Here is a 24,359-nt window from a genome sequence, read left to right as displayed (position 1 = left end):
TATGGCAACTAGCGCCGAACGTCTCGCCGCCGAATTGGCCGACACTCGTCGGCGACTTGTGGCTCTGGAGCGGGCGAGCCAGCTAAAGCACTCGACGATCGACGTCGAGGGCGAGGCCGTCCCGCTTCCGAAGGCTATGGTCGCCGCGATCGAGGCCGAACGGGATCTCGTCACTGTCCACGAGGACCTCGACGCGGCGGGCCAGGAGCTCGTCGCCCAGAAGAGGCGCGTCGACGAGGAGATCCTCCCGGCGATCGAGGACGCGGCCGCTTCCCCTGTTACCGACGCCCGCCTCCAGGCGGGCTCTCTCACCACCTGGCCCTTCCAGGCCGGAGTCGTGCCTTCCGGAGCGCTTGCTCCGGGGGCTGTCGGCGAGTCTCAGATCGCCGATTTTTCCCTGGTCGCTCGCAAGTTCAAAGACGACCGTCACCGCCTTTACTAACCACCTTTGGGGGCTCTTATGACCGAAACAATTACCGGCACGATCGACCTGGACGCCGCTCTCGATAAGAAGATCGAGAATCTCCTGAAGGCGCGCCTCGATCACTACCTGGAGGATCTCAGCTTCCGGATCGGCCAGGCTTACGAGCTTATCGACCGCGTCGGCGGCGGGGCCTCGAAGGGGACGGTCTTCGCCGAAGACCTGAACATCAAGGACCGCGTCTTCCTGACCGGTTACACCGTCACGAACAACTCGCCGACGGCGGGCTCGATCGCCTGGGCCGACCTTCACGTCGTTTACAACGGCGTGGATCACGCGATCACGAACGGGAACACGGCGCTCCAGTACGTGTACTTCACCCCGGCCACTACGCCGACGACGCTCAAAATGTCGGCGACGAAGCCGGTCCTCGCGGACGGCGACGTCCTCCTCTTCGTGAACGAGTCCGGCGTCGCCCGGAACATGCTCAGCGATACCAACGCCTCGCTTCCCCGGATCGTCGCTACCAACGCGATCGACACCGACGCGATCTCTCCGGGCGCCGTGACCGGCACCGAACTGAAGGACGGCGCCGTCGTCGCCGGGAAGATCGGGAGCGGCGCGATCAACAGCACTGGGCTTTTCTCCGGCAAGGTCGTGAACGGCGCGAACATGGTCGACGGCACCGTGAACACGCTCCAGCTTGCTAACAGCGCGGTCGACGCGAACAAGCTCGGGACCGGCGCGATCAACAACGCGAACAAGTTCTCCGGGAAGGTCCTCTCCGGCGCGAACATGGTCGACGGCACCGTCGGCGGTACGCAGCTAGGCTCCGGCGCCGTATCGGCCTCGAAGCTGAATATCCTCCGCCACGTCATGTACTGACGTCTCTCCCAGGAAGGGGCTCTCTCACGAGGGCCCCTTCCTCTTTTTGTCTTTCCACTCGCTAATTCCAGGAGCTCGCACTTATGGCCGCCAGCAATATCTCGCACAACACGCCCGCCGCTGGGTCGATCACCTGGACGGCCTTCAACATTGCTTACAACGGCGTAGGCTACCCTGTCCCGGCTGGGAGCACCGCTGGCCGCTTCGTGTGGTGGGAGTACCGCAACGGCTCCCCCGTCGTCATGACCGGCGACGTCCTCCCGGAGCTCGGCCCGGACGACACTGTCCTCCTTCTGAATAAGGGCGGCATCGGGACGCTCCTCCCGGAGACGAACGTCCTCGACGGCTCCCTGATCGTCGAGGAGTCGATCCTGGCTCCGGCGATCGGCGCGGAGCAGATCAACGGCGGCCACATCGAAGCCGACGCCGTCCAGACAAAGCACCTGGGCGCCGGGAGCGTCACCGCCGAACAGCTTTCCGTCGGGACCGTGTCGGCGAACCTGGTCGCTAACGGCTCCTTCGAGGACTTCGACGAGTCCGGCTCGATCATCGGCTGGGAGCTCTCGGCCATGACTGGCGGCGTCGTCCAGCCTGTGACCGGCGTCGCGAGCTCCGGCTCCGTGGCGATCCAGTTCGACGCGACGAGCACGTCCGCTAACCTCCGTCTCCGCCAGGTCGCGGAGAAGTTTATCCCTGTCTCCTCTGCCTCCGGCCGCCGCTGGTATGTCTCCGCCCGGATGGGCGTCGGGACGGCGACGACGAAGGGGACGTATCTCCGCGTCAACTGGTACGACGCTAACCGCGTCTACCTGAGCTACTCCGACGTGCGCTCTAACGGCTCCCTCTCGACGACCTTCGCCGTTTACGAGGGCCAGGTTACGCCTCCTGCCGCCGCCCGCTTCCTGGGCCTGGAGATCATGCTCGTAAGCCCGAACGTCGTCACGAAAATGTACGTCGACGAGGCCACGGTCCACGAGGTCCTCGTCTCCGCCCACATCGGCGACGGCCAGATCTCGACGCCGAAGCTCGCCGCTGGCTCCGTGACGGCGGACAAGATCCTCGTAAGCGACTGGACGAACTACTTCTCCAATCCGGACTTCGAGGGCGACACGGCGAACGGCTCGCCGCGCGGCATGGTCTATAACTCCTCCTGCCGCGTGAAGGATATCTCCGGCTTCACTTCCGGCAACGGCTCAAACAAGGCCCTGGAGATCGACGCGAAGAGCGGCTCGAATAACGACGTCTACGATCTCTCGATCTTCCCGGTAAAGCCTGGAGATCAGTTCTATGTCCGCTTCGAGGGCCGTCACCTGAACACTGTCGGGACCGGCCCGACGGGGCTCGGCTTCCGGACCTATGACGCGAAGAAGGCGGGAGTCACCTGGACGCGCGTCGCTGACTTCGGCGCCACGAAGACGACCGTCTTCGAGGAGCGCGAGGGCGTTTACACGGTCCCGGATGGGACTTACTTCCTTCAGCCCTGGGCGACCTTCGGGAACAACGCGGAGACGACGAATAAGTTCTACGTCGATAACGTCGTGATCCGCCGCATGGCTGGGGGCGAGCTTATCGTCGACGGCGCGATCGACGGCATGGTCATTACCGGCGCGACGATCCAGACGGCCCGCGAGGGCGCCCGTATCGTCCTGGACGAGACGGGGCTTCGGGGCTGGGACGCGGACAACATCAACTATCTAACGGCGAACGCGGACGGCCTGAGCGTGACCGGCACGCTCACCGCCCACGGCACCGGCTACGACTACGAGAATCTGACGGCCTGGGGCGCCCCCGCCCCGATCCCTACGGAAATGGTCGTCGGCGGCGCCGCTGGCGGCGTCGGTCTGATCGGTACGGAGCAATGGCCGCCGCCCTCTCCGGCTAAGCAGGGCTCGCCGATCCCCGGTATGGCGATCAAGCCGACCGGCGTCGATATGTACGCCTACGCCCAGATGGTTTCACGCGACGGCCTGGCGATCGAGCTCTCCTCCGGGATCAAACAGGAGACTGTGAAGATCGAGAACGGGACGGAGTCCGCCTATCCGAACACGCTGACCGTATCGCCGCAGATCACGACCTCCGGTAAGCCTTTCCGCGCGCCGAAATACTACGTCAACGGTATGGACCTTTCCCTGGGCGAGGTCCAGGTCTGGGAGTCGTCCGGCTCTATGCCGAACGCGGCCGTCCCGGTCCCCCGCCTGGGGACGCTGTATTGGAATGTCGGCATGGGGACCTCGTCGCAACTGGCGAACCCGGATAACTCCGCCCCTGGGACGCTGACCATGATTAATGACGGCGTCTACGACATTACGTTCAGCTACGGCCAGCAGGGCGGAGTGACCGGCGCCCGGAACTTCATCGAGATCAAGCTCGACGGCGGCGACCGGCTGATCGGCCGCGCCAGCTTCAACCCTGGCGAAGACTCGGTCAACTGCACTGTGACCGGCGTCAAGCTGACGAAGAATCAGCGGCTAATCTTCGAGGTCTATCAGAACTCGGGAGGCTCGAAGGGCTACTTCTCGACCGTCCGGATCTCGCGCGTCGCGGCTCCGTCCCCGTCTCCTGCCTGGGAGCTTGGAAACAAGATAGTGAGCGGCAACCTGGAAGTGACCGGCCTCCTCACCGTCGGCGGCGAGGCCCGCTTCCAGACGAAGCACGCCGAATACACGACGACCGGCTGGAACGTCGCCGGAGGCGGCGCGCAATGGGACTCCGGCTATGTCACGCGGGACACCGCGAGGACGACGCACAACACGTTCACGGAGCCTGGCGGCATCCCTGGCTCGGTCGTCTTCAAAGAGGCGGGCTATTACACCGTCTCGCTCGGCATCATCCCGCGCGGTAACCCTGGGACCGGCTGGACGCGGCTTTGGTACTCGCCGAACGGCGAGAACCTCGTCCAGGCCGGTAACGACTCGCACGTCTGGGAAACCTTCCTTCAGACCGGCGTGATCTACGTCGAGAAGGACTCCTATATCCGCTCGCAAATGTCGTACCAATACGACCACGTGATCGACGCCCGCTGGAAGATCCACAAAATGCCCTACTAAGGAGGCCCTCTCTGCCGATCCCTGACCGGATCAAGGCCCGCGTCGCGGCGAAGCTCGTCGAGGCGCGGGTCTACCTGGTCCAGACACCGTATAAACGCACGCCTCTTCCCGTACAGGCGAAGCGCCCCGCCTCGCCTCCTGGGAAGCCAACCACTCCCCCGAAGGGAAAACCGACTCAATGACCGCTACTGTCTCGCTCTCGATCATGCGTCCGAACGGTACGTCGGTTAGCGCCTCCGGCCAGGTGCCGGACGAGCTAATCGCCGATATCGCCGCGACCCTGGGCGCCCTGGTCTTCGACGCGGCCGCCGCCCCCGCCCAAACGTCCGCCCCGGTCCCGGCTCCTAACCCGCAGCCGACGCCGCTCGCGGAGGAGACGACTGAATAATGCCTAGCACCGCTACTAACTCCCTCGACCCGGCGAACGCTCCCGACGCCGCCGTCCTCGTCGCGATTACCCGCATGGAAGCGAAGGTCGACGTCGCGCTCGCCCAGCATGGCGCCGATATCAAGAGCCAGGGCCGCGACCTGGAGGACCACGAGAAGCGGCTCCGCGTCCTGGAGTCGACGCCGACCGTCTCGCCCCGGACCCTCTGGACGACCGTCGCCTCGATCGGCGGCCTCGCCCTGGCGGCCGTCCCCTTCCTGGATCGCATCATCAACTAAGGAGCTCCTTTGAACGCACGCGAACCCCTCGTAATCCGCGGCGCGATTACCGCCGCCGTCACCGCCGTTATTCACGTCCTCGTGATCCTGGGCGTCTTCCCGATCGCCCCCGAAGCGGAGAGCGCGATCGGCCTCGCCGTCGACCTCGTCGGGACCGCCGTCCTGGTCGTCTGGACGCGCGGCAAGGTGACGCCGGTCGAGGCGCCGAACCTGCCCGCTCACCGCGCGGCGAAGACCGAAGCGTCGGTCGTCGGCTAACTAACCCCCAATCACGTCTAGGGACGGTCCACTTCGGGCCGTCCCTTTTTCGTGCCTTCCGAAAGGACCAAATGAAATACATCTACCCTGTCCCGAAGGGGACGCCCAGGAGCCAGAACTTCGGCGCCTTTCCTGGCGGCGTAAACCCCGCTGGCGGCCATACCGGGATCGACTTCGCCTGTCCTATCGGGACGCCGGTCTACGCGCCCGCCGACGGCGTGATCGACTTCGAGGGCTGGGTCCTCGACCCGACCGGCGCCTCTAACCGCTGGTGGCTGACTCACGGCGGCGGGATCGTGATCGTGCTCAACTCCGGAGCCGACGGCCCGGACTTCATCATGGCTCACCTGAATCAGTCGCTCGTGAACGGCGGCCAGTCTGTCCGCAAGGGCGACCTGATCGGCTACACCGGCAACACCGGCAAATGGACGACCGGCCCGCATCTTCACTTTGAGCTCTGCCCGCCCGGCTACAACCTCCAGACGGACACCTACGGGCGCGTAAACCCGGATCTCTTTTGCACTGGCTACAAGGAAGACCTGAGCATCACCCTTGCGCCCGCTGGCGCCGTCGCCGGAGGCAACGCGACCCGCGAGGTCACGACCGAAGGCGCGAACGTCCGGACGGCCCCCTGGGCGGACGCCCCGAAGGCTCCGGGCTACGAGGAGGGCCTGGCCCTGGGCGCCGTGATCGCCGTCGTCGGTTACGTCAAGGGCGAAGCTGTCACGCCCGGAAATGACGCCTGGTACAAGACGAAGAGCGGCTTCTTCGTCTGGGCGAACGCGGCCGGAGACAACATCGACGGCCTGGCCTACCTGGGCGAGGTCCCGCGTCCGGCCGCCCCGGCTCCTGCCCCTGCACCGGCTCCCGCTCCTGCCCCTGCACCGGCTCCGGCCCCCGCTCCGGCGTACTCCTTCGCGGCGGCTTGCTCGCTCGTGACGGAGATCCATCCGGCCGCCGAAGGCAAGTTCGAGCGCGGCAACATTCCGAACCCGCCCTCCGGCCTGGTCGTGCATCAGTTCATAGCGGGCGAGACTCGCTTCGACGTCCACCTGGACTCTGTGATCCGCACGTTTACACAGGGCGAGCGAGTCGCTTCGGCTCACTTCGGCGTCGAGGGTAAGCGCGTCGTCCAGTTTGTCGACCTGAAGGACCGCGCCTATCACGCGGGGCCTGGCGGTAACGATCACTGGAGCATCGAGGTTTACGGCGGCATGGACGCCGAAACCCTGGCGACCGTGGCCCTCCTGATCTTCGAGCTTCAGAAGATCGCGGGCCGCCCGCTGGAGCTCTTCCGGCATCGTCAGATCATGGCTACACAGTGCGGCGACGACGTCCCCCTGGACGCGATCAAGGCCGCCGTGGCTGACCTGGCGAACCCGGCGACTCCGTCGACTCCGGAGGTCGTCGAGCCGGTCGCTCCTTCCCCTGTCCCCGGCGTCACGCCGGAGCAGAAGGAGGCGATCGTCCGCGAGTTCCTGGAGAAGCTCGTCGACGAGGTCCTCGACGACGCGAAGTAAGGCGCCTGGCCCCGCTCTCTACGGAGGGCGGGGCCTTTCGCCGTTTACACGCTCTCAAAATCGCCTGAGCAACGAGGCCGGCCTCGGCCCTCTCCTCTCGTGTCCCATACCTACACGAAGAGGAGATCCTCCCATGCAAACAGCCCCTATCGTCGGCCTGATCGGTAAGAAGCGCTCCGGCAAGGACACCTTCGCGGGCGGCTTGATCGACGCTCACGGCTTTACCCGCGTCGCCTTCGCCGATCCTGTCCGCCAGGCCGCGCTCGACCTCGATCCCTACGTCGGCCGTCCGGCGCTTCCCGGCCAGCTTGCGCCTCAGCGCGAGGTCCGGCTCTCTGACGTGATCGACTCGATCGGCTGGGAGTCCGCGAAGGACTACGTCCCGGAGGTCCGTCGCATCCTGGAGAACTTCGGGACTAACTCGATCCGCAAGCTCGATCCTGACTTCTGGGTCCGTATGGCCGTCGAGAAGATCCAGGCGACCGAAGGCCCCGTCGTCGTGACCGACGTCCGCTTCCCTAACGAAGCTGACAAGATCCGCGAGCTCGGCGGCCATGTTGTCCGGATCGTCCGCCCTGGCTTCGAGTCCGCTCCCGGCGCTCACGTTTGCGAGACGTCGCTCGACGAGTACGTCGCCGACCTCACCTTCGTAAACGACTCGACGATCGAGGAGCTTCGAGACTCCGCGATCGACCTCGGCGATATCCTCCTCCGCTTCGCGCAATAACCTAAAGGCCCGTCCTTCTCTAGCTAGAGAGGGGCGGGCCTTTTTGTGTTTCTAATTTGTAAAATTGCTGGACATTCCGGGAGTCTTCTAGCGTAAGGCGCCGCGCGTCACTTACGCTTATATTTATGAGTTCCCTGAATGACATACAAATCTCCGCGATCAATTCCCTTCGCAACTATAAGAAGGGCGCCGAAGGCGAGAAAACGGCCCATCTTCGCGCCGTAGCTGCCGCCTTCGTCGACGCTCGCGAGCACTTCTTCACGCCCCAGGGCGAGCCTGACTGGCTGGGAAGGACTCACGCTTACCGGACTTGGGTCCGTGAGACTATGCGCCTCGCTGACGTCCAACAGGGCGAGCTAACGACCGTCCAGGCGGCGATCCGCTACCACATCGGGAATATCGTCCGCGAGCGTATGGACGCCGACACGATCGAGGGCCTGGGCCTCCGCTCGTCGAGCCCGAAGCAACGCTCGGTAGAGAAGCGCGGGCGCCAGAGTGAAGTCCTGAATATCTTCGGTAACGGCGGCGCGGAGATCGCGGACGCCGACGAGATCCTGGTCGCCGTCGGCATGATGGAGGCGGCGCTGGCGCGTATGTCCGTCGGCGCGATCGCCGGGATGGACGCGAAGACGCGGAAGCCGATCCGGGAGGCCCTGGACAGCGTTTGCGAGCGTTTACACGTGCTGGGAGACGCGGCGGGATCGCGCCGGAAGTGACTCCGGAGTGACGAAGTGACAAAACGAACGTCACTTTCTATTTCTCTCTCTAGTTCTCTCTCTCTTAACACCTAATACAGAAGTGACGAAAGATCCGTCACTTCGTCACCGGCCCCAGGTTCACCCCTGGGGCTTCGTCGTTCCCTGAGCAAAACGGGCCGCCCCGGCCCTCTCCTCCTTCGTCCCTAATCCACGACTGAAGGAGGCTCGTCCCTGTGACGACACCGAAAGTAAGCACTATCAAGCGCGGCGGAGCCCGCTTCTACGTCAACCCCGACGACGGCGCGATCAAGGTCCCCGGCGTTACTTCCGTAGTCGGTATGCTCCCGAAGGAGTTCCTCCGCTACTGGGCGGCGAAGATGGTCGCCGAAGAGGCCGTCGCCGATCCTGGCACGCTCGTAAACATGGTCCTCCGCGACCCGTCCGCCGCGATCGACCACCTGAAGAAGGCGCCGGATCGCAACACTCGCAAGGCCGCCGACGTCGGCACCGCCGCCCACGATCTCTTTGAGCGGCTCTCTCGCGGCCAGTCCGTCGGCCGCGTGCATCCGGACCTGGAGCCCTTCGTTCGGCACTTCAGCGAGTTCCTGGACGTCGCCCAGCCGGAGTATCACTTCATGGAAGAGACGGTCTGGAGCGACAAGCACGAGTACGCCGGTAGCTTCGACGCCTTCGCGACGATCCAGGGCGAGCGTGTCTGGATCGACAACAAGACGACCCGCTCCGGCATTCACGAGGAGGTCGGCGTCCAGCTTGCGGCGTACCGCTTCGCGGACTCGATTATCCGCCAGGACGGCGGGCGCGTGCCCATGCCCCAGGCTGACGGCGGCGCGGTCCTCCATATCCGCCCGGAAGGCTGGAAGCTCGTCCCCGTCCGCTGTGACGAGGAAATGTTCGATATCTTCCTCCACCTTCGCGAGATCTTCCGATACGAGAAGGAGATCAAGGGGACGATCGTCGGCCGCGAGATCTTCTCCGGACCTCCGGAAGGCGTCGAGACTGGCCCGAAGCGCCGCGTACCACGCGCCCAGAGGACGGGGGCCTAAATGACTCCCGTAGCGATCCACGGCTCCCGCGACGATCTCCTCTGGCTGGCTGGCCTCCTGGAGGGCGAGGGCTCCTTCGACGCCCACCGGGGGAAGTATCCGCGTATCCGCCTGGGCATGACCGACCGCGACGTCGTCGGCCGCGCGGCGTCCCTTATGGACGCCTCGATCCGGCTCTCGCTCCGCCCGGCTCCGAATCAGCCCACCTGGCATACGGAGATCTCGGGAGCTCGCGCGGCGGCGATCATGGCGGAGATCCTGCCCTTTATGGGCTCGCGCCGCTCCGGCAAGATCGCCTCTGTCCTGGCGGCCTACCGCTGGCCGACGGAAGCCTCGAAGTCGGCCTCGTGCCCTGGCCCGGCACTGACCCGCCCGGCCGGTATCGCGAAGCCTCTCTCGGCGGCATGAGCGACTTCGCCGTCGTCCTCCTGGCCTTCGTCCTCGGCGTGATCGTCGGCGTGACCTGTCCCTTCTAGCTAAGAGCCTCTCTCCCGTCCTGGGAGAGGGGCTCTTTTTCTTTGCCTGGCCGTGAGCAGATCCGACCTCCCGGCCCTCTCCTCTTGTGTCCGATACACCCCGGACCCGCCGCCGAAGCGCGGCCGGTCCAACACAAGAGGAGCCCTTACTTTGGCACTGAAAATCTTTGGTACTGATCCCGAATCTCAGCCGAAGCCGCGCCAGCGGTTCAGCGACGACGTCGTCGGCCGCTTCCGCTCCGGCCACACTCTGAACGGCCGCCCGGCCGCCCTGGACGACTGGCGCGTGACGACCGGCGACCCGGAAGTCGCCAGCGCCATTTACGACCTCCTGGGCGGCGACGCTCCCCAGAAGTGGGACGCGAAGGGCGAGGACGACCTGGAGGTCTTCACCGCCTCGAAGGAGGTCGAGATCATCCTGGAAGGCGAGAAGGCTCTCCGCCAGAGCATGATCCTTTGGGGCCGCAACGGGAAGATGATCTCGAAGTCCGACGGCGAAACTATGGAGGACGGCTCTCCGGACCCGGACGCGGAGCTCTCCTTCGCCGAACGGAAGAAGAAGGGCCAGGACGGCATCGGCCCGGTGCCTCAGATCGAGGTTTACTTCCGCCTGGCCGCTGAGCCGGATCTCGGCATCTTCAAGTTCCAGACCGGCTCCTGGAGCATGGCTTCGGATCTCGCGGCGTATGGCGTCGAGGACGAGCTCCGCGACCTGGTCGCCGACTCCGAATCTGGCAAGGTCCGCGCCGTCCTGGAACTGGAGCCCGTCTCCTTCGTCGTGAAGAAGGGGCCGCGCGCTGGTCAGACCGTGGCTTACACCAAGCCCAACCTGATCCTGAAGGGCGCCGCCTAATGCCGCTCCTCGTGCTGAGCCTGATCTCCTTCGTCCTGGTCGTCCTGAAGGCCCTCGGCCCGCTGGCGCTGGTCCCCTTGTGGGTCTGCCTCCTGCCGCTGGTCCCGCTGGGCCTGGCCCTGGTCCTGGTCTTCGTCGCCGCGATCCTGGCGCTCGTCGTCGGGATCAAGGTCGCGCTGAAGACGCCGATCGCGGTCCCGACGGCCTAGCTCCCTCCTGAAGTAATCCCTAGCCCCCGCTCCTGGAACCTCCCAGGGGCGGGGGCTTCTCCGTATCAAAACGAAAGACTGTTTACACGCAATGCCTGAGATCACCCTTTACTCGAAGACCGTTTGCCAGCCCTGCAAGGCAACGAAGCGGAAGATCGCGAAGGAAGGCATGGAGCCTTACCTCCGCGAGATCAACGTCGACGAGGACCCCGCCGCCCGTCAATTCCTGATCGACTCCGGCTATACCGAATCGCCCGTCGTTATGACCTCCTTCGGCGACGAGTGGACCGGCTTCCGGCCGGACCTGGTCGAGGCTTTCCGCGACCGCGTGAAGGCGGAAGCAGGGGCCGCCGAATGAGCCGCGAGAGGACGATCCCGGAGGCCGTGATCGACCGCCAGGAGCTCCGCGTGACCCTGGACGGCCAGGAGCTCCCCTACTTCTACGCGGAGCAGGGTCCGCGCGTCGAGGAGCTCGGCGAGGGCCTCTCCGTCCTCTGGCTCCCGATCATCGTCGGCGGCGTCGAGGACGTCCCGGCGACGCCTGGCCCGTACCGCTCGCCGGACCTCTGGCCAGCCCAGGACGACGTCGTCGCCAGGGGCGGCCGTCACCTGGACTCTTACCGGGGCGACTCGTGAGCGGCCGGAGGCCCGCCGTCTGCGGCCATAACGGCGGCCAGGGCATCGGCTCCGGCCACGTCTGCCGTTGCGTCGCTCCGGCCGGACACGAACCTATTTACGGCGTCGGCCACGGTTGCTCGTGCGGCGCCCTCTGGAGGGACAAATGAGCAAGGTTTACCTACATTCTGACTGGCACTTCCGCCACGACTTCGTCGCCAGGACGCGAGGCTTCGCCTCCGCCGAAGAGCACGACGAGGCCCTGATCCAGCGGATCAATTCCGTCGTCACGAAGCGCGACACGCTCTTTGTCCTGGGCGACGTCTTTATGGGCTCCGTCTCGGCGGGCCTGGAGGTCGTGAAGCGTGTAAACGGCGTGAAGCGGCTCGTCCTGGGCAACCACGACGCCGCTCACCCTATGCACCGGAAGAGCACGACTCACGTCCGGCGCTTCCTGGAGGTCTTCGACTCCGTCCACCTTCACGAGGAGCTCCGGCTCCCTGGCGGCCGGAAGGTCCTCCTCTCGCACTTCCCCTATGTCGGCGACCACGGCGACCGCGAGGGCGACCGCTATCCACAATGGCGGCTTAGGGACGAGGGCGCCTGGCTGATCCACGGCCACGTTCACGACGCCTGGAGCCGCGACGGCCGCCAGATTAACGTCGGTGTCGACCGTCGGGACTTCCCGATCGACGCGGACGCCGTCGCGGCCTGGATCGACTTCGAGGAGTCGCGGGCATGAGCGCGGCGCTGAACCGGCTCCGGGGCCTGGCTTACCGGCTGGGCCTCCGCCCGCGCCGTGGCTCGATCCTTTACTCCCCGTCGCGGGACTTCGCCCTGGCTGGCCGCCGCCTGGCGGACGCTTTCGCGGACGCCTTCGAGGAGGCCCTCTCGTGAGCGCCGCGAAGCAGAAGGGGACGGCCTGGGAGACGGCCCTCGTCCGCTTCCTGGGCGAGTTCTTCGAGAAGCGCTTCGGCCTGGAGCCTCGCCGCAAGGCACAAGAGGGCTTCGAGGACGCGGGCGATATCGGCGGGATCTCGCCTTTCGTCGCCCAGGCGAAGGCGTATAAGTCCTGGGAGGACGCGATCCGGCTCGGCCTGGACGGCGTCGAGAAGCAGAAGATCCACGCGGGCGAGCCTTACGGCGTGGCCTTCGTGAAGCGGGTCCGGCGCTCTGTCGGCGCGGGATATGCCGTAATGACCGTGGCGACTTTTGCGCGCCTACTGGTCCGCCTACGGCGGGCGGAGTTTTTGCTGGAGAAGCACGCTCCGGATGCCTGGGAGGTCCACGCTGCTGGAACCGCCCAGGATCTCGTCCGGGAGCTCCGCTAGGCCCGGTGCTTCGGCGCCCGGTGCCTTCCTCGGCGCTTTACGGGCGCCTCCGGCCTGGGTATCCAGTCCGCTACATAGGAGCCGTCGGCGAAGACCGTATGAGTCTCGCCCAGACCTATTCCTAGTCGGGGGAGGAGGACGAATGTCGCCTCCTCCTCCGGCATGGCGAAGATATCGTCCGCCGTGTCGTCCGCTACCGGGATTACCGGCAGGACCGCCGTAACAGGCCCCTCACATTCCACTTTTTACCTCTTGTGTAACTCGGCCCGGCCTCCTTTTGCCGGGCGTTCCCCAATGTTGCGCCTTCAAGTGTAAGGGCTCTTACGACCTTTCCTGTCGCGTGACCGTTTCAACACCCCGAAACGTTCCAAAAACTTTTTTGAGCAGGGCGCGAGCTCCCGGCCCTCTCCCTTTCCGAACACTTTCCGCACTACCGAAACGGAGCTCCTCGTGACCCTTTCCGATCTCCTGACGAAGCTCGACGACGTCGAGGCTACGCCGGACGGCTACCTGGTCCACTGCCCCGCCCACAACGACTCGAAGCAGAGTCTCCGCCTGACCGTCTCTGACGCCGGGAAGGTCCTCATGCGGTGCCGCGCTGGCTGTGAGACGAAGGCCGTCGTCAAGGCCCTGGGCATGACCATGAAGGACCTCGCGACCATGACGGCGGGCTCCGTCGACCTGGACAAGGTCGCGACCTCGAAGGACGTCCCGGCCTCCCCGGCTGACGTCGCCGCCCTGGCCGTCAAGCTCGACGAGTGGCACGCCGCCCTCTCGACCGAAGCCGCCGAAGAGGCCCTCTCCTATGCGTTTACACGCTTCGGCGTGACGGAGGCGGACGCTGACCGCCTGGGCCTGGGCTTCGCTGACCGCGCCGTCTATGACGAGGACCGGAACCTGATCTCCGGCCTTCCCGGCGGCCCCCGCCTCGTCGTCCCGTTCCGCGATAAGGACGGAGTCCCTCGGGGCTTCCAGGCCCGCTCCCTGGCCGCCGACGCGACTGTCCGCTGGCTGGGGCCGAAGTCTCCCGACGGCGCCTCCTGGGCGAAGGTCGGCTTCTTCCACGGCTCCGCTGGCTTCGACGAGATCGTCGTCACGGAAGGCCCCGGCGACGCGCTGACGTCGGCCGTCGCCCTGGGCTTCGACACGATCGGTATCCGCGGCGCTGGCCTGGCGGCTAACCCGGCCGTGATCGACGAGATCGCGGCAATGATCGGCGACCGCGAGGCCGTGATCGCCGGAGACGGAGATCCGGCCGGTCGTCGCTTCTCCGCGACCCTGGCGGAGGCCCTCGTCGGCCGCGAGATCCGCGTAAAGGTCCTGGATCTCCCGGACGGCCTGGATCTCTCCGACTGGCGCGACCGCGACCCGCACAAGTTCTACGCCGAAGCGATCCGGGCGATCGCCGAAGCCCAGGTCGTGAAGTCCCGGACGGCCGCCCTCCTGGCCTGGGACGAGGAGCGCTACTCGCTGACGGATCTCGGCGGCGCCCGCTACCTCCGCGACTACGTCGAGAGCCTGGGCTCCGGCGTCCGCTACACGGAAGAGATGGGCTTCTTCCTCCTGGAGGAGGGCGTATGGCGGAAGGACGAACAGCAGACGATCCGGACGCACGCCCAGGGCGTCGCGGACCTGGTCCGCAACCTGGCCCGCGAAGCTTCCCTCGCCGTCTCCGGCCAGGAAGAAGAGGGCGTCTCCCAGAAGGACAAGAAGCGCGCGGCCCGCCTGAACCGCTACGCCGCGCACGTCCAGACCTCGCGCGGGATCGACTCCATGATCCGCGAGCTCCAGGCCGTCCAGGGCGTCCCTGCCCGCGTGAGCGACTTCGATAAGCATCCGGATCTTCTCGCGTGCCGTAACGGCGTCGTCGACCTCCGGACGGGAGAGCTTATGCCTCACGATCCGGCGCTTCTCCTGACTCGCCGGATGGAGATCGACTTCGATCCGAACGCGAAGGCTCCGCGCTGGGAGGCTTTCCTGGAGCAGGTCTTCCCGGCTCACCCTGCCCTCCCGGATTACATGCGCCGCCTCGTCGGCTACGGGATCACCGGCCACACTACGGAGCAATGCTTCGCGGTCCTCTGGGGGACCGGCGCGAACGGTAAGTCGGTCCTCACGGACACGCTGACGGAGGTCTTCCGCGAGCTCACCGTGACGACTCCCTTCTCGACCTTCGAGGATCGCGGATCGGGCGGCATCCCGAACGATATCGCGGCCCTGAAGGGCGGGCGCCTGGTCATGGCCGCCGAAGGTGAGCAGGGCAAGCCTATGAGCGAGGCGATCCTGAAGCGCGTCACCGGCCGCGACCTGATCTCGGCCCGTTTCATGCGGAAGGAGTTCTTCGAGTTCCGGCCGACCTTCCTTCTCATGCTGGCGACTAACTTCAAGCCCTCCTTCAAGGGCCAGGACGAGGGCCTCTGGCGCCGCGTGAAGCTGATCCCCTGGGAGCGCTACTTCAAGCCTGAAGAGCGCGATCACCGCCTGGGCGAGAAGCTCCTCGCGGAGGCTCCAGGGATCTTCGCCTGGGCGGTACGCGGGGCTCGCGAGTGGTACGCGGGCGGCCTCCAGGACCCGGAGATCATCAAGAGCTCCACGAAGGAGTACCGCGAGACGTCCGACGCCCTGGCGGGCTTCCTGCCTGGTCAATTTGTCTTCGACGAGGCGGCCGGTCGTGTCGACGGGAAGCTCCTCTTCGACGCTTACCTCGCGTGGGCGGACGAGGAGAACCTCCCTCAGCGCGAAGTCTGGACGCGCCGGACCTTCTTCGGCGCCCTGGAGGAGCGCGGGCTCACGAAGCGGAAGACGAATAAGGGCGTCGCCTTCGACGGTATCCGCCGCGCCCGGCAGACCGACAACGTCCCGGATCACGACGCCCCGGAAGATGTCCCGCTTCCAGGGCGAGCAGGGGAAGGCTTCCTGGCCCTCTCCTCTGACGACAAAGCAAACAAAGAGCTCCCCGCCCTCTCCGGCGCGGATCTCGACGACGTCCTGTAAGGAGCCCGAATGGAAGACGAGATCGGCGAGATCGAGCTCGACCCCCGCGAGTACGTTTGCGAGCGGTGCCGCCTGGTCCACTGGACCGGCGCCCCGGACGCTTGCGATCGCTAAGCACCATCTAAGCCAGCCCGCCCCCTCCGTGACTCGACTCCGGGCGGGGCGGGCCTCCAGGCCGGTTAGTTAGGCCGTCGCTCAACAGATACAGCACCCCTCAAACGCGCCCCTATGGCGCACGAACTAATTGTTTACGCGGTTCACGTCTTCTGGCTGTCTCCCAGTACGCGGCGGAGGGTTCGACTCCCTCACCGGCCACTCCCGTTTACACACCCTCGCGAAAGGATCGCGCCCCTTGATAACCCTCACCCACACGATCGCGGGCGAAGAGTGCCGGATCTACTTCCCGGAGCGCCGCCAGGACCTTATCGGCTTCGACGCCTTCCTGTCCCAGGGCGACAAAGTCCTGGGCTTCGACACGGAGACGACCGGCCTCGATATCTTCAGCCCCGGCTATAAGTGCCGCCTCGCCCAGTTCGGCAATCAGCGCGAAGCCTGGGTCCTCCGGACGGATCTCTTCGGCGACGTCATCGAGAAGGCCCTCCGCCAGTCGCGCGCCTTCGTGGCCCATAACGCGCCCTTCGACCTCCTGGTGACCGACAAACACCTGGGCGTCTCGATCGAGGAGCTCGGCTCTCGCGTCTTCGATACGCGGATCTTCGCTCACCTTCTCGACCCCCGCACGAAGGCCGAAGGCGGGGCCGGCCTCCACCTGAAGGAGCTTTGCGAGATCTACGTCGACGATCAAGCGCCGGACACCCAGGAGGGCCTCTCGGCGATCTTCCTGAGCCTCTTCAACGCCTGGAAGAAGACCGTCCCGGCCGAAGTCGTCGACGCCTTCAAGAGCAAGTCCGGCAAGCGCCCGCACCTGCCCTACGGCTTCGCGAATATCGAGATCGACCACGAGACATACGTCCGTTACGCGGGCCTGGACGTAATCCTCGTGACGCGGCTCTTCTACGAGCTCGCGCCGCTCGTGAAGGAGCTCGGCCTGAACGACCTCTCGAAGTTCGAGCACCACCTCCAGTGCCTCCTCGCGATCATGCAACGCAAGGGCATGAAGCTGGACGTCCCTTACATCGAGCGGCTCCGCGAGGAGCTCCTGAAGGAGCAGGAGGAGTACAGCGCGATAGCGGCCCGCTACGGCGTCCCGAACATCAACTCGACCGATCAAGTCGCCGCCGCCCTCGTGGGCATGGGAGAGACGCTGACGGAGAAGACCGGCTCCGGGAAGGACAAGGTCGACAAAGAGGTCCTTATGCCTCTCGCGGACCTCGATCGCGAGTGGGAGCGGATCGAGGCCCGGACGCCTAACCCGCTGGCCGACGCCGTCCTCCGCGCGAAGCGCGCGAAGAAGTGGGGAGAGGACTACGCGGGCGCCTTCCTAAACCTGAAGGACGGCGAGGACCGGCTCCACGCTATGATCGGCGGCCTCCAGGCCCGAACGGCGCGTATGTCGATCTCACGGCCTCCGCTCCAGCAACTCCCCTCCGGCGACTGGAAGATCCGCCGCGCCGTGATCGCGGACCCCGGACAGCTGATTATCGCGAGCGACTACTCCCAGGTAGAAATGCGCGTCCTGGCGGCCCTCTGCCAGGACCCGACGCTCGTCGAGGCGATCAAGTCCGGCGTCGACCTTCACGACTTCACGGCAGAGAAGGTCTTCGGTCCGGACTTCACGAAGATGCAAAGGAAGATCTCGAAGTCGATCGGCTTCGGCAAGGTCTACGGCGGCGGCGCGACGACCGTCGCCCGGCAGACCGGCGCCGATATCGACGCGATCCGCCCGGCAATGGCCGCCTACGACTCGACCTTCCCAGGGATCAAGCGTTACGGCCAGCGGCTCCAGAAGCGCGCGGAGTACGGCAAGAAGGAAGTAATCACCGTCTCCGGCCGTCACCTTCCGCTCGATAAGGATCGGCTCTACGCGGCGACGAACTACGTCGTCCAGTCGACCGCTCGGGATCTCCTCGCCCAGGCGATCGTCGATATTTTCGACGCGGGCCTGGGAGATCATCTTCTCCTCCCGGTCCACGACGAGCTCGTCGGCCAGGCGCCGAAGCACGAGGCCGAAGAAGTGATCCAGGAGATCGGCCGGATCATGGGCTCGACCTTCTACGGCATCCCGATTACGAGCGACCCGGAAGTCTACGGCCCGTCCTGGGGCTCGGGCTATAAGTGCCCGCCTCACCTGGACGCCGCCGCGTGACCCTGGCCCCGGACGCCGTCGCCCGCCTGATCCGCTGGCGGCGGCATCAAGTCCTCGTCCACTCGATCCTGTACTACCGCTTCGACTCGCCCCTGATCTCCGATCACACATACGACGGCCTCGCCCAGGAGCTAATCCAGCTTCAGCGCGAGCACCCCGAAATCTCCGAAGGCGTCGACTACAAGCTCGACGCCTTCCGGGACTTCACGAGCTCTACCGGCTACGACCTCCCGCTCTTCTCCCCTGGCGAGGTCGTCGTCGCTGAAACCCTCCTCAAACTCCGAAACGAAAGGCAAGAATCATGACCGCTCCCCTGTCCGCCGCCGTCCGCGACTTCGCGGAGGAGACTCTCTTCCTGGCCCGCTCGCTGGCTGAAGCTGAAGAGATCCAGTGGAGCGCCGCGCCGATCCCGAAGCCCCGCGAGGACACGACCGAACGGGCGAAGGGCGGCCACGGCGACCCGACTCTGGCGATCGTGCTCGACGAGCGCCGCCTGGCCGTCCGCGCGGCCGTCGAGGAGGCTCACGCGGCCATTGCCCAGGCTTCGGAAGTCGCGGCGAACGCCCGCCGAAAGGTAAACGCGGCGATCGCCGCCTGGAATGGCGAGGGCGTGTAAACGCTCCAGGAGGACGTCTTACGCAAGTGTAATTACTCGACTTGCGTAAGGCGTCTTTCGCTATTAATCTCTTTCCCGTCGCGACGAAGCGACGACCCAAATCCCCTTACGGCGCCGCGAAAGGCGCCTTACGAAAGGTCTATTTGCCATGCTCTCTTTCGACTCTGTGATCGCCGATATCTTCGACCGCCGCGCTGAGAAGCGTGTCTCCCTGGAGGAGGAGCGCGAGCTCCTGGCGGCCGCCCAGGCTGGCAACGAAGACGCGAAGATCTCGCTCTTCTACGCTTACGCGGCGGCCCTCCGTAACGGCGTGAAGTGGTACACGCGCGCTCAGTCGTCAGTGCCCCAGGCCGCCGACCTGGACGACGTCCGCCAGGCCGTCGTTATGGGCCTTCTGGAGGCGATCCAGGCTTTCGACCCGGAGAAGCACGACCGGCTCGCGGCGATCGCGGCGAAGTACATCACGAACGCCGTCTCCGTCCAGTCTCAGGACGCCTCCGGCTTCTCGATCCCGGAGCGCACTATGAAGCGCTTCTTCGGCATCCTCCGCAAGGCCGACGGTAACGTCTTCGAGGCGGCCCGGATCGCGCCGGAGCACGAAATGACGGCGGAGACTTTCCTTTCCGTCCTTTCGGCCGTCCGCAACGTCGAGGGCCTGGAGGCTCTCACCGACGGCGGCGAGGACTCCACCGGCGCTCCTCGCGAGATCGAGGCCCGCTCGATCTTCGGCGACCCGGCCGCCGACGCTGAGGACGCCGTCCTGGTCGAGCTCGCTTTCTCCGCCGTCGACGACCTGGAGGGCGCCGTCTGCCGCCTCTCCTACGGCTTCGCTGATTACGAGCCCCTCCCGGACGTCGAGGTCGCTCACCGCCTGGGCCTGTCCCGCCCGAAGACCCAGCGCGTCCGCGCCGGAGCACTCGGCAAGATGCGTCAAGCCCTGGGTGTCGCGTAAAGCGACTAGCGGAAGGCGGCGGTCTTTCATGTCTTCGAGCATAGGGGGCCGCCGCCAATTAATCAACTCATTAGACCAACGCTTTTATTTATTACCCCGACGACGCCCCGGCCTCCCCTGGCTGGGGCTTTTGTCGTGTCTTCGCTTCTCGACTTGCGTAAGTCGTTTTGCGTGGCTTAGACTGTTTACACACGGCAAGCCCACCGACCGAAGGAGTCACAATGACCACCGCCGAAGCCCTCCGCACGATCGCCGCCACGACCGACGCCGCCCTCCTGCCGCTCCTCCGCGAGATCGCCCTCTGGGAGGCCCGCGTCGAGGGCATCCGGAAGGAAGTCTCGAAGGCTCGCGGCGACTACTACCGCCAGGCCCGCGAGGTCGCCCTGGGGACCGCCCAGGCGAAGGTCGCGGCCCTGAAGGCTGAAGCCGCTCCCCTGGAGGCGATCGCCGCCGCTGGCAACTGGTCCCGCTTCGTCCTGGTCCCTGGCGGCCACCTTCACCGGGGCTTCCACTGCTCGACGCTCCGCTGGTCGACGCCGACGGGGCTCCTCCCGGAATACTCCGGCGCCGACGAGAAGGAGATCGTCGAGATCGCGGGCGAGGTCGCTTGCACTGTCTGCTTCCCGTCCGCCCCGGTCGATCGCCCGACCCGTATCCCGGCGCTCGTCGAGGAGCGCGAGGCTCGCGAGGCCGAAGCCGCCGCCCGCGCCGCGAAGAAGGTCGCCGCTGAAGCCGCGAAGATCGTCGTCGGGAAGAAGGTCTTCAAGACTCAGCGCGCCGCCGAAAACGAGATCGGCTGGAAGATCGAAAACGTTGTCTCCCGCCGCTACATGGCCGCCGCTGACGCCTCGCACCGCGAGCACCTGGACGGCCTGGCCGCTGAAGACCTGGCCGCCGCGAAAACGATCGCCGAAGCTATCGCCGCCGCCGTCGAGGGCTACTCCGTCGAGGCGATCCTGGCGAAGAAGTTCGCCGCGAAGGTCAAGGAGTACCGCCGCAACGGCTGGGAGATCCCGGCCGACGCAAGCCTCTAGGCCCTCCCTGGGGAGGAGCTCCTCGCTCCTCCCCCGCCGACTTGCGTAAGGCGCCGCTCGTGGCTTACACTGTTTACACGAGCCAGCCGCTACCGAAGGAGCCCAGAATGACCGCCGCGAAGACCTTCCGCCCCGTTACCTCTAACAAGGACCTCTTCGAGGCCCTGGAGGACGGCTACGCCCGTCTTACCGGCGACGTCTACGAGACGAGCGTCCCGCGCCTGGTCGACGTCGCGTTCGCGACGAACACCTTCGGCGACGGCGACGTCGTCAAGGTCATGCGCGTATCCCGCGCCACGGCCCGCCGTCTCGGCCTGGCCGCCTAGCCCCTTCCCCTACTACCGAAAGGACCGCCTCAATGGCCGCGAAGACCGTAACCGAAATATCCGCCCGCTCCTCGAAGATCGACGCCGGTCGCTACCTGACCGTAGTCATTGAGCGCGAGGATTGGGCCGACGTCCCGGAGAACGGCGTCTATGCCGGGAAGTCCTACCGGCGCACGACCCGTTACGCCGGGACGGCCGAAGGCTATCGTCACGTCATGCTTGGGAGCTCCTCGGCTCCCTGGGAGGCGTAATGCCCGCCCGCCGCAAGGTCGACCGCGAGGAGTTCGCCCGCCTGGACGAGGCGGGCTGGAGCCTCCAGGAGCTCGCCGCTCACTTCGGCGTCGCCGTCTCGACCGTCGCCCGCGTCCGGAAGTCCCTCGGGCTCTCGCGCCCGGCGCCCGCCCTGGCCCCTGAGACGGTCGCCAGGGTCGAGGAGGCCCTGGCGGACGGCTGGAGCTTTAAAGAGATCCACCGGACGATCGGCGTCGATATGGAGACGCTCCGGCGCCGCTGGCCTGGCCGCCAGTGGACGAAGGCCGAAGCGATCGACTACACGCGCCGCCTTCGTTGGTTCCGGGAGGACGTCGCGAAGGCAAATTACGCTCTTTCCGCGTCCGACTTGCGTAAGTCGTCTTTCGTGGCTTAGACTGTTTACACAAGCAAGGCACACCGCCCCAGACCTGAAGGAGTCACAATGACCGCAAAGTTCCAGACCCGCGAAGAATGGCTCGTCGCCGCTGTCGCCGCCCTGACGCCGCTCTTCGAGGAGCTCGGCGAGAAGGTCCCGACCGTCCGCGTCTCCGTCGGCTGGCCTGGCGGCAACGGCCGCAAAAACTCCGTGATCGGCCAGTGCTGGGCGACCGGCGCTTCCGCTGACAAGGTCGCCCAGCTGTTTATCTCGCCAGTCCTGGACGACGCCGTCCGCGTCCTGGACGTCCTGACTCACGAGCTCGTCCACGCGGTCGACGACTGCCAGAGCGGCCACAAGGGCCGCTTCGCGAAGATCGCGAAGGCTCTCGGCCTGGAGGGCAAAATGACGGCGACGGTCGCGGGCGACGACCTGAAGGCGAAGCTCGAAGAGATCGTCGAGGAGCTCGGCGAGTACCCTCACGCCGCCCTCGCGAACGCCCAGGGCGCCGACGGCCCGAAGAAGCAGACGACCCGCATGATGAAAGTCGAGTGCGCGGAGGGCTCCGGCTACAAGGCCCGCATGACGCGCCAGTGGCTCGAAGAGTTCGGCGCCCCTATCTGCCCTTGCCACGAGGAGCGCATGGTCGAAGCGTAAGGCGCCCTCCGCGAGGCGTCCGCCCTGGGCGCCTCGCTTCCCTCCTCCGGCCCTCGAAAGGAGCCCTCCGTGACCGCTCTCCTCCTCGCCCTCGTCGTCTTTACCGGCGTCGAGTCCTGGCGCCAGGTCGTCGCCCAACCCTGGCGCCGCCGCTGATCCCGAAGCCCCCGGCACAAGCTGGGGGCTTCTTCGTGTCTCGACTTGCGTAAGTCGTCTTTCGTGACTTACACTGTTTACACAAGCCAGCCACTACCGAAGGAGTTCAAAATGACCGCAACGCTCGAAGCCCCCGCCGCCGCCGACTTCTACGTCGAGCCCTTCCCTGGCCGTAAGGGCTCCGACCGGATCGTCGAGACTTGCGGCAAGTGCTCCGGTCGCGGCGTGATCGACTGGGGCCGCGTCACGGTCCAGCGCGGCAACGATATTGACCGCTTCTGCTTCCAGTGCGGCGGCTCCGGAGAATACTCCTTCCTCGTCTCCTCCCGCCGCGCGACGGCCCGCCGCGAAGCGAAGCGCCAGGCGGAGCTCGTCCTGGCCCGCCAGGAGGCGGACGCCGCCCGCGAAGCCTTCCGCGAGGAGCACGCCGCGACGATCGCCGTCCTGAAGGCTTACGCCCCGAAGGACGCCTTCCTGGCGGAGCTCCTGGACCGGATCGAGAACGGCGTCGGCTTCCTGACGGAAGGCCAGCTTGCGGCCGTCGTCCCGGCGATCGAGCGCCTGGAGGCCCGCGAAGCCGCGAAGCGCCCGGTCCAGGAAGGCCGCTACGAGATCCAGGGCTCGATCGTCTCGACGAAGTGGCAGGAGAGCCCCTTCGGCTACGGAAACGCGACGCTGAAGATGCTCGTCGAGGTCGACGGCTTCAAGGTCTGGGGCTCCGTCCCTCGCGGCCTGGACGGCGTCCTGGAGCGCGGCGATCGCGTCGCCTTCACGGCCACGGTCGAGAAGAGCCAGGACGACGAGAGCTTCGGCTTCTTCAAGCGGCCGACGAAGGCCCGCCGCCTGGCCGACTAGCTCCGGCCCCGCCCCTCCTCCTGGAGGGGCTTTTCTTTTGCCCTGAGCAGGACGCGCGCCGCTGGCCCTCTCCTCCGTCACCACTAACCGAAAGGATCGCCACAATGGCCGCTATCTCGTATAAGGACCTCGTCGCCGCTGGAGCGCCGGAGCTCCCCGGAAAGCTCTTCTACCGCGTGAAGCTCGATCTCGACGTCCCCGCTCACGTCGTCGTCGAGATCCGGGGGCCGCGCCTCTTCGGCTCCCAGCTAGTCGCCCGCCGCTCCGCCAGGATCACGACGAGCGAGCCCCTCGCCCAGGTCGCCCAGGTCGCGACGACGGCGGCGAACGCCGTAAACGTCGGCCTGGGCTTTCACGCCCTCGTCGGCGACGTCCGGAAGGAGGCGTAATGGCCGCCCGGAAGAATCACTTCACGGCCCGGCTCGTCGTCGAGGAGGTCGTCTTCAGCGACGCCTCGGCGCCCTATGACCGGCGCCCTCAGCCTCCGGCGCCTCCCACGCGGGAAGTCCAGCACGTCGCGGAGATCGTCTTCCGCGCCGACTCCCTGGACGCCCTGGCCGCGAAGCTGGCCGCCCATACTGCCCTCCTGGGCGACTCATAAACGAAAGCCCCTCAGCGACTCGCTGGGGGGCTTTTTCGTGCCCTGGAGCGGGCCGCGACACGCTCAAAATGAAGCTATGGGTTTTCGTACCGCATGTCAATCACGCCGGTGCCGATTTCGATCCGGCTGGTGCGGGCGCCGATGGCGGACAGGAGCGGGAACGGCGATGCCTGCTGGCGGGCGAAGTGGTGGACCCGGAAAAACGCTCCGTCCACTCCCAGCTCTTCCGCGGCGACAGCAAGGTCGATGGCCTGGAGGAGGGCGTCCGCGGCCGTCCGGGTCTGTGAACCCTGGCCAGGGCCCCAGTGGCCGAATGAAAGGAATCCGATGCGCTCCATGACTCCCGTAACCGGCGTGGGGCGCAGGGAATTCCCTGCAGCTCTTCTGCCGCCGGTTCCGCTGAGCGCCACGCGGTGCGGCAGGTCCGGAATAATCGAGTACCGCTTACGCTGGCCGGGGCGCGGATGGTGTTGCCAGAATTGCAGGAACTGCCGGCCCCCTTCG

Annotated in this window: 31 protein-coding genes and 1 pseudogene; 31 read left to right on the top strand and 1 reads right to left on the bottom strand. The window is 66.1% G+C overall.

The window, feature by feature from the left end; genetic code table 11:
• The first annotated feature begins 1 nt into the window (after position 1).
• From ARTSIC4J27_RS02875 to ARTSIC4J27_RS02725, 31 genes are all read left to right on the top strand, one after another.
• Positions 2–442 carry a hypothetical protein gene (locus ARTSIC4J27_RS02875; RefSeq protein ID WP_050053707.1) on the top strand — a complete coding sequence of 147 codons (441 nt, stop codon included), beginning with the start codon at positions 2–4 and terminating at the stop codon, positions 440–442.
• Between the two features lie 18 nt (positions 443–460).
• Positions 461–1,306, top strand: coding sequence for a hypothetical protein (locus ARTSIC4J27_RS02870; RefSeq protein ID WP_050053706.1), 846 nt, complete (start codon positions 461–463; stop codon positions 1,304–1,306).
• A gap of 83 nt (positions 1,307–1,389) precedes the next feature.
• Entirely contained in the window at positions 1,390–4,353 is a 2,964-nt protein-coding gene (locus ARTSIC4J27_RS02865) for a hypothetical protein (RefSeq protein WP_050053705.1), read from the top strand.
• A gap of 178 nt (positions 4,354–4,531) precedes the next feature.
• The gene (locus ARTSIC4J27_RS02860) at positions 4,532–4,741 is read left to right on the top strand and encodes a hypothetical protein (RefSeq protein WP_050053704.1); all 210 of its coding nucleotides are present in this window, start codon (positions 4,532–4,534) and stop codon (positions 4,739–4,741) included.
• Positions 4,741–5,019 (top strand): hypothetical protein, encoded by a 279-nt coding sequence (locus tag ARTSIC4J27_RS02855; RefSeq protein ID WP_050053703.1) that lies wholly within the window; start codon positions 4,741–4,743, stop codon positions 5,017–5,019. The genes ARTSIC4J27_RS02860 and ARTSIC4J27_RS02855 overlap by 1 nt, the downstream gene beginning before the upstream one ends.
• A 9-nt stretch (positions 5,020–5,028) precedes the next feature.
• Positions 5,029–5,277 (top strand): hypothetical protein, encoded by a 249-nt coding sequence (locus ARTSIC4J27_RS02850; protein WP_050053702.1) that lies wholly within the window; start codon positions 5,029–5,031, stop codon positions 5,275–5,277.
• Between the two features lie 71 nt (positions 5,278–5,348).
• Positions 5,349–6,797 carry a peptidoglycan DD-metalloendopeptidase family protein gene (locus ARTSIC4J27_RS02845; RefSeq protein ID WP_050053701.1) on the top strand — a complete coding sequence of 483 codons (1,449 nt, stop codon included), beginning with the start codon at positions 5,349–5,351 and terminating at the stop codon, positions 6,795–6,797.
• Between the two features lie 133 nt (positions 6,798–6,930).
• Positions 6,931–7,524 (top strand): deoxynucleotide monophosphate kinase family protein, encoded by a 594-nt coding sequence (locus ARTSIC4J27_RS02840; protein ID WP_050053700.1) that lies wholly within the window; start codon positions 6,931–6,933, stop codon positions 7,522–7,524.
• Positions 7,525–7,649: 125 nt separating this feature from the next.
• A complete protein-coding gene (locus tag ARTSIC4J27_RS02835) occupies positions 7,650–8,240 on the top strand; it encodes a hypothetical protein (RefSeq protein ID WP_050053699.1) in 591 nt (196 codons plus the stop codon).
• Between the two features lie 215 nt (positions 8,241–8,455).
• The gene (locus ARTSIC4J27_RS02830) at positions 8,456–9,286 is read left to right on the top strand and encodes a hypothetical protein (protein ID WP_050053698.1); all 831 of its coding nucleotides are present in this window, start codon (positions 8,456–8,458) and stop codon (positions 9,284–9,286) included.
• A complete protein-coding gene (locus ARTSIC4J27_RS02825) occupies positions 9,287–9,694 on the top strand; it encodes an LAGLIDADG family homing endonuclease (RefSeq protein WP_050053697.1) in 408 nt (135 codons plus the stop codon).
• A gap of 219 nt (positions 9,695–9,913) precedes the next feature.
• Positions 9,914–10,615 carry a recombination directionality factor gene (locus ARTSIC4J27_RS02820; RefSeq protein WP_050053696.1) on the top strand — a complete coding sequence of 234 codons (702 nt, stop codon included), beginning with the start codon at positions 9,914–9,916 and terminating at the stop codon, positions 10,613–10,615.
• Positions 10,615–10,824, top strand: coding sequence for a hypothetical protein (locus ARTSIC4J27_RS02815; RefSeq protein ID WP_050053695.1), 210 nt, complete (start codon positions 10,615–10,617; stop codon positions 10,822–10,824). Before ARTSIC4J27_RS02820 ends, ARTSIC4J27_RS02815 begins: the two co-directional genes overlap by 1 nt.
• Positions 10,825–10,915: 91 nt before the next feature.
• The gene (locus ARTSIC4J27_RS02810; RefSeq protein ID WP_050053694.1) at positions 10,916–11,182 is read left to right on the top strand and encodes a glutaredoxin domain-containing protein; all 267 of its coding nucleotides are present in this window, start codon (positions 10,916–10,918) and stop codon (positions 11,180–11,182) included.
• Complete coding sequence (locus ARTSIC4J27_RS02805; RefSeq protein ID WP_050053693.1) at positions 11,179–11,460, top strand: hypothetical protein; 282 nt, start codon at positions 11,179–11,181, stop codon at positions 11,458–11,460. Before ARTSIC4J27_RS02810 ends, ARTSIC4J27_RS02805 begins: the two co-directional genes overlap by 4 nt.
• A 145-nt stretch (positions 11,461–11,605) precedes the next feature.
• A complete protein-coding gene (locus ARTSIC4J27_RS02800) occupies positions 11,606–12,181 on the top strand; it encodes a metallophosphoesterase (protein WP_050053692.1) in 576 nt (191 codons plus the stop codon).
• Positions 12,178–12,336 carry a hypothetical protein gene (locus ARTSIC4J27_RS22695; RefSeq protein ID WP_161799528.1) on the top strand — a complete coding sequence of 53 codons (159 nt, stop codon included), beginning with the start codon at positions 12,178–12,180 and terminating at the stop codon, positions 12,334–12,336. The genes ARTSIC4J27_RS02800 and ARTSIC4J27_RS22695 overlap by 4 nt, the downstream gene beginning before the upstream one ends.
• Positions 12,333–12,770, top strand: a complete 438-nt coding sequence (locus tag ARTSIC4J27_RS02795; protein ID WP_050053691.1) for a hypothetical protein — start codon at positions 12,333–12,335, stop codon at positions 12,768–12,770. The genes ARTSIC4J27_RS22695 and ARTSIC4J27_RS02795 overlap by 4 nt, the downstream gene beginning before the upstream one ends.
• A gap of 450 nt (positions 12,771–13,220) precedes the next feature.
• Positions 13,221–15,764, top strand: a complete 2,544-nt coding sequence (locus ARTSIC4J27_RS02785) for a phage/plasmid primase, P4 family (protein ID WP_050053689.1) — start codon at positions 13,221–13,223, stop codon at positions 15,762–15,764.
• Between the two features lie 352 nt (positions 15,765–16,116).
• On the top strand, positions 16,117–18,030 hold the full coding sequence (locus ARTSIC4J27_RS02780; RefSeq protein ID WP_050053688.1) for a DNA polymerase: 1,914 nt from the start codon (positions 16,117–16,119) through the stop codon (positions 18,028–18,030).
• Positions 18,027–18,335 carry a DNA ligase LigA-related protein gene (locus ARTSIC4J27_RS02775; protein ID WP_050053687.1) on the top strand — a complete coding sequence of 103 codons (309 nt, stop codon included), beginning with the start codon at positions 18,027–18,029 and terminating at the stop codon, positions 18,333–18,335. Before ARTSIC4J27_RS02780 ends, ARTSIC4J27_RS02775 begins: the two co-directional genes overlap by 4 nt.
• Positions 18,332–18,646, top strand: coding sequence for a DUF7169 domain-containing protein (locus ARTSIC4J27_RS02770; RefSeq protein ID WP_050053686.1), 315 nt, complete (start codon positions 18,332–18,334; stop codon positions 18,644–18,646). The genes ARTSIC4J27_RS02775 and ARTSIC4J27_RS02770 overlap by 4 nt, the downstream gene beginning before the upstream one ends.
• 148 nt (positions 18,647–18,794) lie before the next feature.
• Complete coding sequence (locus tag ARTSIC4J27_RS02765; protein ID WP_050053685.1) at positions 18,795–19,598, top strand: sigma factor; 804 nt, start codon at positions 18,795–18,797, stop codon at positions 19,596–19,598.
• Between the two features lie 221 nt (positions 19,599–19,819).
• The gene (locus tag ARTSIC4J27_RS02760; RefSeq protein ID WP_050053684.1) at positions 19,820–20,632 is read left to right on the top strand and encodes a hypothetical protein; all 813 of its coding nucleotides are present in this window, start codon (positions 19,820–19,822) and stop codon (positions 20,630–20,632) included.
• 59 nt (positions 20,633–20,691) lie between these two features.
• Positions 20,692–20,958 carry a hypothetical protein gene (locus ARTSIC4J27_RS02755; RefSeq protein WP_152683758.1) on the top strand — a complete coding sequence of 89 codons (267 nt, stop codon included), beginning with the start codon at positions 20,692–20,694 and terminating at the stop codon, positions 20,956–20,958.
• Positions 20,959–20,990: 32 nt separating this feature from the next.
• Entirely contained in the window at positions 20,991–21,209 is a 219-nt protein-coding gene (locus ARTSIC4J27_RS23375; RefSeq protein ID WP_050053682.1) for a hypothetical protein, read from the top strand.
• Positions 21,209–21,604 carry a helix-turn-helix domain-containing protein gene (locus ARTSIC4J27_RS02745; protein ID WP_050053681.1) on the top strand — a complete coding sequence of 132 codons (396 nt, stop codon included), beginning with the start codon at positions 21,209–21,211 and terminating at the stop codon, positions 21,602–21,604. Before ARTSIC4J27_RS23375 ends, ARTSIC4J27_RS02745 begins: the two co-directional genes overlap by 1 nt.
• Positions 21,605–21,652: 48 nt before the next feature.
• Positions 21,653–22,243: a SprT-like domain-containing protein gene (locus ARTSIC4J27_RS02740; RefSeq protein ID WP_050053680.1), complete on the top strand. Its 591-nt coding sequence runs from the start codon at positions 21,653–21,655 to the stop codon at positions 22,241–22,243.
• Positions 22,244–22,462: 219 nt separating this feature from the next.
• Positions 22,463–23,254 carry a DnaJ-like cysteine-rich domain-containing protein gene (locus ARTSIC4J27_RS02735; RefSeq protein WP_152683757.1) on the top strand — a complete coding sequence of 264 codons (792 nt, stop codon included), beginning with the start codon at positions 22,463–22,465 and terminating at the stop codon, positions 23,252–23,254.
• A gap of 104 nt (positions 23,255–23,358) precedes the next feature.
• Entirely contained in the window at positions 23,359–23,643 is a 285-nt protein-coding gene (locus tag ARTSIC4J27_RS02730; RefSeq protein ID WP_050053678.1) for a hypothetical protein, read from the top strand.
• Positions 23,643–23,855, top strand: a complete 213-nt coding sequence (locus ARTSIC4J27_RS02725; RefSeq protein WP_050053677.1) for a hypothetical protein — start codon at positions 23,643–23,645, stop codon at positions 23,853–23,855. The genes ARTSIC4J27_RS02730 and ARTSIC4J27_RS02725 overlap by 1 nt, the downstream gene beginning before the upstream one ends.
• Positions 23,856–23,932: 77 nt before the next feature.
• Here ARTSIC4J27_RS02725 and ARTSIC4J27_RS22020 read toward each other — a convergent pair.
• Positions 23,933–24,193 (bottom strand): annotated as a pseudogene (locus ARTSIC4J27_RS22020) (LLM class flavin-dependent oxidoreductase); the annotation flags it as partial.
• Positions 24,194–24,359: the final 166 nt, after the last annotated feature.

Source organism: Pseudarthrobacter siccitolerans (assembly GCF_001046895.1).
GTDB lineage: Bacteria > Actinomycetota > Actinomycetes > Actinomycetales > Micrococcaceae > Arthrobacter > Arthrobacter siccitolerans.
The sequence above is the reverse complement of the archived record's forward strand: the minus strand, read 5'-3'. Positions and strand labels throughout refer to the sequence as shown.